Below are 11837 nucleotides of genomic sequence, written 5' to 3'. Positions count from 1 at the left end.
CTCCCTGTTCTGATTGACTTTAGTTTACATGAAAAGGTTTTCAAACAATATGGACACACTGCACAAACTTCCAAAGTTATTTTTTGTGCACATTGTCCAGTTCATATAACAAACATGCTAAAAAGACTGTAAATGCACCGTAAAAGTCCTTCAACTGAACTCCGGTTTTTTCAATAAATTTGTCTAATCGATATTGAAGTGTATTACGATGGATATACAATTTTTTTGCTGTTAGACTTGCATTCAGGTTATTTTCAAGGAAGACTTTTATGGTTAAATATAATTCGGGATCCTCTGTAAACACATTTGAAAGCTCAATATTAACCTTATCTTTAATGTGTTCAGGTAGATTAAATGCAACAAAGGCTGGGAAAATCTTTTCGAACGTCATAATATTAGTGGTTGTTAGATTTTTTTTCGCAAATTCAAAATACGCTTTTTCTTGTTGAAATTGTGTGCGCAAATGACTGGAGAATGGGTAGAGTTTACCGATATAGAACGAAACTTTTACATAAAAATCACTTTCCAATGTATCAGCAATGGAAGTTAGCTCGCTTTCGGTAAGGGATAGTTGTCTGCTTTCTTCAATAACTATTCCGCTATGGATATCCTCCCAAATAATTTGAACTTCATCCGAAAAAAAACCTTTAATGGCGGATTCAATTTCTTCTTGGTCAACCCCATGACCTTTAATATGAAACTGAATGAATCGAAAATGACTTTCTGAATTTTGTGATGGAATGGATCCATTCGATAGTAAAAACTCATACCATTTTTTTGATAATGAAGTTAATGCCATAGAAGGAATATTCACTAGTTCATAAAGCATTTGAAGAAGGTTTAATTCTCTTTCTGTTAGATTTATTTTTGGAATAGCAAGCCAATTCCGCTCAGATTCGTCAAAAAGTATGTAAAATTTATCAGAGATATGATTGGGCTTTTCTGAATATAAAATCGAATTTTTATATAGGGGCATGATTTTTTTTAGCAAGGTCCACTTCTCCATTTTTTTATTTAGAAAATAATGTACTCATTATAGCATTTATTTTACCATTGAAAATAAAAAGGCTTACACGTGATTTCCTCACTGTGTAAGCCTTATTCTTACTTTAATCATTTAATTTTGAAGGGGGTTCCTCTTCTGTTAAATTTCGTGCTTCTTCAATATTTGTTGTGTCATGGCGAGAATGAACCGATCCACCTGACAAACCCTCGTTAATTATTCGGTCAATATCTAAATAAACTTTATCTTTCCCTTCAAACGCCAAGTCTTTTTTTTCATTCACAGCTATCATCCCTTTCCTAGTTTTTCTTTAGTTTGTGGAAAGGGCATTATTTCATTCAGTGGAATCATTCATAAACATGGAAAAGCATTAGCTCATGAATTTGGCTGGTTAAAGTATCCTTGTCATCCTGTTCAGGAGTTTTGGCTGTCCATTCAATTTTTCCCGTTTGATGGTATATACCTGAATATCTTTGTTTTTTATAGTAAAAAGAAAAATTCCAACCCGGAATACTTTTATTTTCAAATAACGGCTTATACTGAAAGTGTGACAGCATCAATAACATCTCCCTTTTGTGCTAGTGGTTATTTCTAGCTTACGAGAAAAACAATATACATTCCAGCATAATTTTTTGTTAGTCCTGATATCCAGTGAGCTGCAGGAATAATCGGCAGAGATGATCAATTTTTCTTTCTTCTATTTCAATTTCATCAAAACTCATCGGTTTTGAATTGACTTCGTAGATGTAGTACTTACCCGTTTGACTGATACCAAGATCGATTGAAAATTCACCAAAAAAGCCAAACTGTTCAGATAGTGCTTGACCGATTTGTTCGACAATGGTTTGAATAAACAGATCCTGATCCTCCGTTTGTAAAAGCTGGTAAGGTAAAAGTTTTCCCCCTGAAGGTATATGAGTGGTTATTTCCTGCATCTGAGATTGTCTAATCCCAATTCCGGTAACCATATAATGATCATTTTCTGCATGGGCAAGAATTCGAAAATCAAACCGTTTTCCATCATAGGTCTTGGATTTTATTTCCTCCTGCGCCAAATAGTTATTCTCCTTAAGTATGGTTTCCCATTCAATCCAGAAATGATCAAAGGAAATGAACTGATTATTATCTTTTACTCCTCTTAGAAGAATAGTATTCTCTGTATCCTGTTCTAAAATATAAATCCCTTTTCCTCTTGCCGACTGTGCAGGTTTTAAGTAAATCGAATGAAATTGGTTAAAAAAAGATCTAAGTCTATGTTTATCATTGGCTGGGATGGTTGCAGGAAGAAAAGAATGGAGATATGGGTGGTTTTTTAGGAGATGGTATAGTTCAGATTTATCTATAAATCCTGGATTAAAAAAAGGAATATTCTTTTCTTTCAAGTGGGTAAAAAAAGGATTTCTTTTTAATGCTTCCTCCGATTTTCGAAAGGGGATACGGTTGTAAACAAGGTCGGGAAAAGGAGAATTTATCTGTTCCCAACTATTCTTTTCTGGATTAAAGATAAATCCATTGATTGAATCATCTTGGACCCCATCCAGAGTAAAGATAAAGCTTATTCCATTAAGTGAAATAAGCTTTTTTTGAAGTTCGATAAATAGGGATCCATTCCCAGCAATTGTGCCATCCTTTTTTCGTGCAGTCAAAATTCCAATGACGGGAACCATTCTTTTGCTCCATGGATTGATTACGACCATTTTATAACATCCTCTGGGTATAGAATGGATTGTTCCGTCAAAAAAATCGCAAAGGACATAGATAACTTACATGTTAATTTATCAAAAGCCTTAAGTTCTGGGTGACTAAAAATAGATCTCCCTGGTTTAGAATTGGCTTCAAATAACCAGACGTCACCATGTTTATCAATTCCTAAATCAAAGCCAATCTCAGCAATTATGCCTTCCATATTATTCGCTAAACTGTTACTTAACTGAAGAGCAGCCTTCACAAGCTTTTCTGTATAAAGTTTACATTCATCCTGCTGGAAAATTTCTGCTAAAGTTTTAACCTCGCCGCCACTTCGGGCATGGGTAGTTACACTGCCTCGACCAGCTATTTTTGCAGCTAGGGCTGTAACATGCCATTCACCGGAATCATCTTTATTCGTGTGTATGCGAAAATCAATGGGCCGCTGGTTTTGGCGAAGTAAGTGAATGCCCTGTTGAACAATCATCTTGTCTAGATTTCGATTACCCAAAACAGTTCGAAACAAACCTTCTAATGAAGAAAATTTCTGCAGGCGATTCACACCCTCTCGGTCCTGATAACGGCAATAATACTCGTCTTGAATTTTATCATAAAGGATTTGGTGAACACCTAAGCCTAAACTTCCATTTATTGGTTTAAGATAAATGTGGCCATACTTGGAAAGCATTTGTTCAAGCAGCGAAAAAGATGTAAATGGATGTGTTTCCGGCAAATAAATACCGACTGAATTATCCTGCTGCAATCTTTCATAAATATCCAACTTACTGAAAAAACCGGGATTATACCAGGGGATTAGATAATCCCTTTGCAGAGTCTCTCTCACCTTAACTAATTTAGGATTCCTTTCTGTTTTGCGGTTTGGCAGTCGATCATAGATAACGTGTGGAAACGGTACTTCGATGGTTTGCCAATTGTTTTCATGAAACAAATATCCATTAATCGTACCCTTTTCCCAGTTAATATGCTGTTCTCCAAACACGAAGGGGATGGCACCTACATTTGTTTTTACTGATAATAGTTTCGAAAAAAAGTTCGTTCGATCGCCGATCGGACGGAGTGGGAATGGAGTGAAGCCCGCTGTAAATATTCCAACAAGTGGTCCAATATTGAGAACTTGATGTTCGATAAAAACATGAAGTTTGATTGCAAAATCAGGAAAATATAAGAGTTTTTGAATTTCTTTGCTGATTACAAGACAATTGTTTTTCTTAGGGTGTGGTCTAAAGTCAACTTCGATGGCCTTCGACCCAAATGCAATTTTATTTATTTCCTTCCCTTTCAAGAGCTCTTGAGGACAATAAACAACTAAATTGTTGTTTGCAGCAATTTCAATTGTATAACGTTTTCTCATAGTAGCTCTTCCTTTCTCTATGATCAGACTGAGCAAGATATTTTCCATATAGTAGGGGAGCATAGAATAGTGTTTCTTGTATATCTGGCTGAGTTTTTACGATTACTTTTCTCCCAGGCTTTGAATTCACATCAAGAATCCAAAGAGCGCCATTCTTGGCGACTCCAATATCAATACCAATCTCAAATAAAGGTAAAATTTCTTTTTCCAGTACATGCGGGAGGTTGGTTGTAATAAAATTCAATTCAGTTAAGATGTATTCCTTGCTGGCTAATGATAAGGTGGAGGACCAAGTGGCAAAGTCAATGACTGAACCACCTGCGCTTAAATTTGAAAGAATCCCACCAGTATTACCCATACGAATCCCTTTTCCCCGCTCAACCCAAGAACCTTGTTCATCTTTTTGTAAGAGAATCCTAAGATCAAACGGCTGTGAAGAAGCATTAGACAGTTCAAGATAGGGCTGTAGCAGGTATGGGCGAAAACTAATTAATGGTTGGAGCCATTGAAATAACTTTTTTTCATTTGGAAATATTCTTGAGATGATTTTCTTGTTTTTTTCCGTTTTGACATGTATGGTTTTATCATTTTTCTTTAAATAATAAATCCCGTAACCTTGGGATCCATTTATTGGTTTAATAATGATTTTTTTCTGTCTATTTAAGACGTTGGCAACTTGTAAGCAATTTTCTATAGCCAGTGATTGGGGGAGGTAAGGCGCTAAAACAGAATTACGTAATGTTTCATATAATTCCAGTTTATTTGGTAATCCAAAACCTAAAAAAGTGATATCATCTCTGCTTTTTAGCCATGAAACAATTGGGAGGCACTGCTTTGAGTGTTCATCATCCCCGTAAAAACAGCGATCATAGATAAGAGAAGGAATTGAAAACTCATCTTCTACCCAACATTGTTTTTCTGCATCAAACACTCTCCCTAGAACTTGTGTGGTGAGAGGATTAATATTTGAAGGTAGAAAATGAAAACATTCCATACCGCAAGAATGACTACGGGCAGCAATTTCATTAATATACGCTGCTTCACTTTCTAGATTTAAGGTCATAATTCCAAAGGTGTTCATCTATGAATCCTCCATTTCTGAGGTTGAATCCGATGCAAGTTTTGTACAAAACTGGATAATCGCTTTAGCTGAAGGTCTTATTTTCATTTGACCATCTTCAAAGTTTTTAGAGGGCTTTGAATTAACTTCAATTAGCCAAGGTTTACCAACCTGATCGATTCCAATATCGATCCCAAGTTCTCCGGTTATTCCGGACGACTTTCTTTCAATAATCAGAGCCGTTTCAATGGCAAGTTCTTTCATTTGGGCAATTAGCCACTTTGCATCACTAATACTCATAGAATCTTTTAAGGCATTGAGTGGAGTCATTATTTCTCCGCCCCTGGCAATATTCGACACGAACTCATCCTCTGCCGAAATCCGGGCAACTACTGAAGTAACAACCCAGTTGTCTTGCGGATTTTTATGGCACAATACTCTATAGTCCATTCCTCTATCTTGGTAGGTAAGGAGGGGAATTCCTTGCTGAATAATATAAATTCTATTGTTTAATAAAGGTTTAATAAACGGATATATCTCCTCAAAGGACAGGTTGATTTCCTCTTTTTCTGATTGCTTCCTAATAGAAGATTCTAATACAAAATGGGAATTTTCTTTTTTTAGTTTGAATATATTTCTTCCTTGACTTCCATGTACAGGTTTAATAAAAACAGTTTCATATTTTTCTGCAAATACTGCTAGATTATCTTTTGTAAAAAGATTCGTATCAGGTATATAGGAATGCAGGTGATTTTCATGAATTAAGTGCTCATGGACTTCCCATTTGGAAAGAAAGCGATCATTAAAAATAGGAATATTCAACTCAGTAAGCCTGCTTCGAAATAAATGGTATTCTTTACCAAATTCAATTCTACGAGAATGAATACGATTATAAATAACATTAGGAAGAGGGAGAGTCGCAGACTTCCAGTTTCCACTTTCAAAGAAATATCCCTTATCTGAAAAATCTTGATAAGAAAATACGTATAAGAAACCTCCATTCTCCGTTAGACCTTGATGAAGTTCTTCACAAAAATTGTGGATCGAACGAAAATAGGGTTCTTCATTTTTTTTATGCTTAAAGTCTGTTACCAGACCAATGATTGGACCTAAAAATAGTGAGTTCATTTCTTCCTTATAAATAGCATGAAGTTTATAGCGTTGACTGGGTAAACAAAAAAGTTGAAATAGATTTTCGGGGAAATGAATCTCGTTAGGAGTCATCTCAACCGTTCTTATTTTTACCTTCACTAATTTCTTTCCTATAGAAATCTTAATCTCATCTGTTTTAAACTGCAGTTGTTTAAAAAGTTGTGAGGACATCTGGACAAAAAAATCTGTCTTGATTGCTATTTTTATAGGAACAATTGTGATTAGGGGCATAGTCACTCCTCATTTATTGGCGAATATGTGTTTTTTCGAAATAGGCATTCTTTGATATGGTATCGTATGTTATCGCCCAATGGTTTGTGATAGATAATTGCTGCCTAGTTGAACATCCTCGCATTTACAAACATAGTTTGTTATAGTTATGAAGATTATTGTTTAGAGGAGTGGAATAAATGTCCGTTAATTTATACGATGCAGCCTATGCATTAGAAAAAGCAATTCGTCAAAGTGACGAATATAAACACTTACAGCAAATGTATCTTGAAATAAATGCTGATCCAGCAGCAAAAAATATGTTTGATAACTTCCGTCAAATTCAAATGAATCTACAACAAAAACAAATGATGGGCCAGGAAATATCAGAACAAGAGGTCCAGCAGGCGCAGGCAACGGTAGGACTTGTACAACAAAATGAAAAAATTGCCCGACTTATGCAAGCAGAACAGCGAATGAGCATGATCATTGGCGAGTTAAACCAAGTGATAATGAAACCCCTAGAAGAACTTTACGGAAATATATAATACGCTAACAAGAAGCTTCCGGTTTTTTCCGGGAGTTTTTTCTTTTCTTCCCCCTTGTTCTATCTTTAGGTAAAAAATCATAAAAGTGATATAAGGGTAATTTCACCAAGAACAGGGGGCTTACGGAATGATTTATCGTTTGCTTGCATTAAATATTGATGGAACTCTATTACAGAGTAACGGAAAAATTCATAAGTCAACAAAGGAAGCCATTGAGTATGTTCAGCAAAAGGGAATTTATGTAACGCTTATGACATCCAGAAGTTTTCCCTCAGCCAAGAAGGTTGCAAGGGCATTAAAAATAAAAAACCCGCTGATTACTCATCAAGGAGCATTTATTGCTAACATTCAAGATAAACAGAATCTTGTTCAAAGAATAAATGAAAATGTCACGTATGATACAGTTCGTTTCTTAGAAGGAATGCCGTGTCAAATTAGGCTGGTAAATGAGCAATTTTCACTTGCAAATAGGTTAAAATTAAATAATAATTTATTAGCAAAAACCGTTTTTACGTCAGGAGATCCTGTTTTTTATTCGCAGCAGTTTGTTTCGTCACTAAGTGAATACTTACATGATCAACCTGTTACACCACCCAAAATCGAGGTTTATTTTGAAGAGGAAAGTGATCTTCAGGATGCGAAAAAGGCTATGGAAAAGATGTTTAATGAAGTTGAAACCATCCAACTTGATCGATTGCGGCTAGATATTGTCCCAACAGGTGTGTCAAAATTGAAGGGTCTAACCTTTCTAGGAAGCCAACTCGGTATTCAGTTAAAGGAAATGGTCGTCATTGGCGATGGATTAGATGATATAGCTGCCATTGAGGCAGCGGGGTTAGGCGTGGCCATGTGGAATGCCGACTTTGAAGTGAAACGAGCAGCTGACTGGGTAACTAGATCAAAAAATGAGCACGGTGTCGCGTATATGGTAAAAGAACACTTCAGAAAGCAACAACCAATCGAGTTTTTAAGAAAAATGAACATTATTAAAAAGTAAATTAACGGACATCATCGAAACCTGCGGTGATGTCTTTTACGGTTGAGTTGAGAGCCCGAAAATAATAAAAAGAAGAAAAAGCGGTCACTCATAGAGGTTATGAGAGCCCGGAAACTGCAAAAAGAAGAAAAAGCGGTCACTCATAGAGGTTATGAGAGCCTGGAAACTGCAAAAAGAAGAAAGAGTGGTCACTCATAGGGGTTATGAGAGCCCGGAAACTGCAAAAAAAAGAAGGAGTGGTCACTCATAGGTGAATGCCCGGAAACTGCAGTCAATGATTTCCATTATATTGACCTTATATTATTGATTATGTAAACTTAAAGGAGTTTTAAATATTGTCTAGCTTCAGCGCCTAGGCGCTGAAGCTTTTCTATAGAAAAGGTGATTTTGTGAGAATTAGTATTTTAGGTTTAGAAGATGAACGTTTTAATCGGATGTTGCAGCTCATCGGAAACTTATTTTTTGAAGAAACAGAGATTATAAAAGTAAAAGATGATGCTGCTGATATAATGATAAATTTTTCTTTAGTGGAAAACGACTTTATTAGTGTTTCTGCTGTTTTGAACGATAAAGAAGGACAATCCTTTACGGAGAGCTACAAAAAAGAATTCCTTCCGTCTCAATCAGAGAAGGAAAAATTTAAGCAGATAAAGAATGCCGTTGCACATGTTTATTTAGTGCTTTTACAGAATTGGACAGGAATTACCCAAAAGTGGGGGATTCTTACTGGTATCAGACCGACAAAGCTTTTACATCGTAAAGTCCAAGAGGGTGTGCCACAAGAAATTGCCCACCAGCAATTGAAGGATGATTATCTGATTACAGATGAAAAAATCAATCTGATGCAGCAAATTGTAGACAGGCAGCTGGCCATTGTTCCTGATCTGTATGACCTGCAAAAAGAAGTCAGCATATATATAGGGATTCCATTCTGCCCAACAAAATGTGCCTACTGTACATTTCCAGCCTATGCGATAAACGGTAGACAAGGTTCAGTTGATTCGTTCTTAGGTGGCCTTCATTATGAAATCAGGGAAATGGGTGAATGGTTGAAGACAAACGGTGTACGGATCACAACCGTTTACTATGGTGGTGGGACACCTACTAGTATTACTGCAGAAGAAATGGATATGCTCTACGAGGAAATGTATGCTTCATTCCCAGATGTTGAGAATATACGTGAGATTACAGTTGAAGCAGGGCGTCCGGATACAATCACCCCTGAAAAATTAGAGGTATTAAAGAAATGGAAGATTGATCGGATTAGTATAAATCCACAATCCTATACACAAGAAACATTAAAAGCAATTGGGCGCCATCACACGGTAAAAGAAACGATTGATAAGTACCATCTAGCAAGAGAAATGGGCATGAACAATATTAACATGGATCTTATTATTGGTCTTCCTGGTGAAGGGATGACCGAATTTACCCATTCACTTGCGGAAACAGAAAAGTTGATGCCGGAATCATTAACTGTTCATACATTATCCTTTAAACGTGCTTCTGAGATGACGAAGAACAAAGATAAATATAAAGTGGCAGATCGGAATGAAGTGGAACAAATGATGAACTTAGCAACAAAGTGGACAGACAGTCATGGTTATGTTCCCTATTATCTCTACCGGCAAAAAAATATTCTTGGTAATCTTGAGAATGTCGGCTATGCGTTCCCAAATCAAGAAAGCATCTATAATATCATGATAATGGAAGAGCAGCAGACGATTATTGGTCTTGGGTGCGGAGCGGCAAGTAAATTTATTGATCTGAAAACAGGAAAAATTACTCAGTTTGCCAATCCGAAAGATCCAAAAACATATAATGAAAGTTATAAAGCCTATACCGAAGAAAAAATAAAAATATTAGATGAACTATTCTCTTAAAAAGGGGTCTCCTGCTTAATCGGCAGGAGTTTTTTTTATGAGAATTTGTTCTTTATAGAGGAAATGTCATATTTATGGCGAATATTTTATAGGATATCTGTCATAGAATACTATGATTTGAAAACGCTTTCAGTTAGGGAGGAGATTTTAGTTATGATGCAAACGCCATTAACAATGACACAGATGATTGAGAGAGCAGAAAAGTATTTTCCAAAAAAACAAGTAGTTTCTAGAACATCAAGCGGCATCCATCGTTTTACGTATAAACAAATCGGTGAAAGAACTAGAAGACTAGCAGATAGTCTAAAAAAACTAGGAGTAGAAAAAGGTGATAGGGTAGGAACACTAGCCTGGAATCATCATCGCCACTTAGAAGCATATTTTGCAATTCCATGTATCGGTGCTGTTCTTCATACGATTAACATTCGACTTTCTCCGCAGCATATTTCCTATATTATCAATCATGCAGAAGATAGTATCCTCTTAGTAGACCCAGACCTGATTCCATTACTTGAAACATGTGCAGCACAACTAAAAAGCGTTAAAGCATATGTGATTATGACAGATGACAAGGTACTTCCTGAAACCAAGCTTTCTCCAATCTATCATTACGAAGATCTTTTAGCTGAAGCAAATCCTAATTTTACCTATCCTGAAGATATAGAAGAAAATGATCCAGCTGGGATGTGCTATACCTCTGCGACAACTGGAAATCCAAAAGGAGTTGTATACTCTCATAGAGGGATTTTCCTTCATAGTATGGCGTTAGGACTTGCCGATAGTGCTGCAATGAGTGAAAAAGACATTGCGTTACCAGTTGTGCCAATGTTCCATGCCAACGCATGGGGAATGCCATTTGCTGCTGTATGGTTTGGGACATCCTTAGTGTTGCCAGGACCCTATTTTACACCAAAACTACTAGCTGAACTTATAGAAAGTGAAAAGGTAACGATTACAGCAGGTGTTCCAACGATTTGGCTGGGATTATTAAAAGAACTTGATGAGGGCTCATATGATCTTAGTAGTTTAAGAGGAGTACTCTGTGGCGGCTCAGCAGCGCCAAAAGGGATGATCAAGGCATTTGAACAGCGCCATAACGTACCATTCTTACATGCCTATGGGATGACTGAAACGAGCCCGCTTGTCGTTATTTCCACTTTAAAGAGCTATCAAGAAAATTTAGATTATGAGGAAAGACTAGAAATTAGAGCGAAACAAGGTGTTCTAGTTCCGGGCTTAAGTATAAAAGTAGTCGGCAAGGACGGAGAAGTGGCTTGGGATGGTAAGGAGATGGGTGAATTATGCATAAAGGGTCCTTGGATTGCCTCTGAGTATTATAAGGATGAGAGAACACTAGATGCATTTCGTAATGGCTGGCTTCACACTGGAGATGTTGTAACGATCGACGAGGAAGGCTTTGTAAAAATTGTCGACCGTACCAAGGATTTAATCAAGAGTGGTGGTGAATGGATTTCATCCGTCGATTTAGAAAATGCCTTGATGGCTCATGAATCAGTGTTTGAGGCAGCAGTTGTAGCAGTCCCGCACGAACAATGGCAGGAAAGACCGGTTGCTTGTGTCGTGTTAAAAGACGCCTATAAAGATAAGGTGACAAAGGAAGAGCTAATGGCATTTTTAACACCACAATTTGCTAAGTGGTGGCTCCCTGATGAAATCTTATTCTTAGAGGAAATTCCGAAGACCTCTGTAGGGAAGTTTTTAAAGATGACCTTACGCGAGCAAGTGCAAAAGGAAGTATTAAGAAAGTAAATTGAAAAGGACAAAGAGGCAGCTCTTTGTTCTTTTTGTCGTAAAAAAGTTTTAGTAATTAGTCGTAGTGAAAATTCCATATATTATGAAAATTTATTTTTTATCGTACCATTTCAAGCTATAATGGAAATGAATAAAGTTTCTGGGAGGCGTTTA

11 protein-coding genes are annotated in these 11837 nt (G+C 36.6%); 4 read left to right on the top strand and 7 right to left on the bottom strand.

Annotation, left to right across the window (positions count from 1 at the left end; translation table 11 throughout):
* Window positions 1–76 precede the first annotated feature (76 nt).
* The 7 genes from QUG14_RS12045 to QUG14_RS12015 form a co-directional block, all read right to left on the bottom strand.
* Complete coding sequence (locus QUG14_RS12045) at window positions 77–991, bottom strand: PucR family transcriptional regulator (protein ID WP_289340781.1); 915 nt, start codon at window positions 989–991, stop codon at window positions 77–79.
* Window positions 992–1109: 118 nt separating this feature from the next.
* A complete protein-coding gene (locus QUG14_RS12040; protein WP_289340780.1) occupies window positions 1110–1295 on the bottom strand; it encodes a hypothetical protein in 186 nt (61 codons plus the stop codon).
* Window positions 1296–1350: 55 nt separating this feature from the next.
* Window positions 1351–1560 (bottom strand): YheE family protein, encoded by a 210-nt coding sequence (locus QUG14_RS12035; protein ID WP_289340779.1) that lies wholly within the window; start codon window positions 1558–1560, stop codon window positions 1351–1353.
* Window positions 1561–1638: 78 nt separating this feature from the next.
* The gene (locus QUG14_RS12030; RefSeq protein WP_289340778.1) at window positions 1639–2700 is read right to left on the bottom strand and encodes a YheC/YheD family endospore coat-associated protein; all 1062 of its coding nucleotides are present in this window, start codon (window positions 2698–2700) and stop codon (window positions 1639–1641) included.
* Complete coding sequence (locus QUG14_RS12025) at window positions 2691–4061, bottom strand: YheC/YheD family endospore coat-associated protein (protein ID WP_289340777.1); 1371 nt, start codon at window positions 4059–4061, stop codon at window positions 2691–2693. The genes QUG14_RS12030 and QUG14_RS12025 overlap by 10 nt, the downstream gene beginning before the upstream one ends.
* On the bottom strand, window positions 4039–4992 hold the full coding sequence (locus QUG14_RS12020) for a YheC/YheD family endospore coat-associated protein (RefSeq protein WP_289340776.1): 954 nt from the start codon (window positions 4990–4992) through the stop codon (window positions 4039–4041). The genes QUG14_RS12025 and QUG14_RS12020 overlap by 23 nt, the downstream gene beginning before the upstream one ends.
* A 150-nt stretch (window positions 4993–5142) precedes the next feature.
* Window positions 5143–6504, bottom strand: a complete 1362-nt coding sequence (locus QUG14_RS12015; RefSeq protein WP_289340775.1) for a YheC/YheD family endospore coat-associated protein — start codon at window positions 6502–6504, stop codon at window positions 5143–5145.
* Between the two features lie 179 nt (window positions 6505–6683).
* Here QUG14_RS12015 and QUG14_RS12010 point away from each other — a divergent pair, with 179 nt between their 5' ends.
* The 4 genes from QUG14_RS12010 to QUG14_RS11995 all read left to right on the top strand — a co-directional run bounded on the left by QUG14_RS12010 (window position 6684) and on the right by QUG14_RS11995 (window position 11681).
* Entirely contained in the window at window positions 6684–7031 is a 348-nt protein-coding gene (locus QUG14_RS12010) for a YlbF/YmcA family competence regulator (RefSeq protein ID WP_289340773.1), read from the top strand.
* 127 nt (window positions 7032–7158) lie between these two features.
* Entirely contained in the window at window positions 7159–8028 is an 870-nt protein-coding gene (locus tag QUG14_RS12005) for a Cof-type HAD-IIB family hydrolase (protein ID WP_289340772.1), read from the top strand.
* Between the two features lie 389 nt (window positions 8029–8417).
* A complete protein-coding gene (locus tag QUG14_RS12000) occupies window positions 8418–9911 on the top strand; it encodes a coproporphyrinogen III oxidase (RefSeq protein WP_289340771.1) in 1494 nt (497 codons plus the stop codon).
* Window positions 9912–10064: 153 nt separating this feature from the next.
* A complete protein-coding gene (locus QUG14_RS11995) occupies window positions 10065–11681 on the top strand; it encodes a long-chain fatty acid--CoA ligase (protein WP_289340770.1) in 1617 nt (538 codons plus the stop codon).
* Window positions 11682–11837: the final 156 nt, after the last annotated feature.

The organism is Neobacillus sp. CF12 (assembly GCF_030348765.1).
Classification (GTDB): domain Bacteria; phylum Bacillota; class Bacilli; order Bacillales; family Cytobacillaceae; genus Neobacillus.
This window is presented reverse-complemented; position numbering and strand designations above follow the sequence as displayed.

Excerpts from the sequence above, each read along its gene's own strand:
- QUG14_RS12040 (WP_289340780.1), bottom strand. The coding sequence starts at position 1,295 with ATGATAGCTGTGAATGAAAAAAAAGACTTGGCGTTTGAAGGGAAAGAT.
- QUG14_RS12035 (WP_289340779.1), bottom strand. The coding sequence starts at position 1,560 with ATGCTGTCACACTTTCAGTATAAGCCGTTATTTGAAAATAAAAGTATT.
- QUG14_RS12030 (WP_289340778.1), bottom strand. The coding sequence starts at position 2,700 with ATGGTCGTAATCAATCCATGGAGCAAAAGAATGGTTCCCGTCATTGGA.
- QUG14_RS12025 (WP_289340777.1), bottom strand. The coding sequence starts at position 4,061 with ATGAGAAAACGTTATACAATTGAAATTGCTGCAAACAACAATTTAGTT.
- QUG14_RS12015 (WP_289340775.1), bottom strand. The coding sequence starts at position 6,504 with ATGCCCCTAATCACAATTGTTCCTATAAAAATAGCAATCAAGACAGAT.
- QUG14_RS12010 (WP_289340773.1), top strand. The coding sequence starts at position 6,684 with ATGTCCGTTAATTTATACGATGCAGCCTATGCATTAGAAAAAGCAATT.
- QUG14_RS12005 (WP_289340772.1), top strand. The coding sequence starts at position 7,159 with ATGATTTATCGTTTGCTTGCATTAAATATTGATGGAACTCTATTACAG.
- QUG14_RS11995 (WP_289340770.1), top strand. The coding sequence starts at position 10,065 with ATGATGCAAACGCCATTAACAATGACACAGATGATTGAGAGAGCAGAA.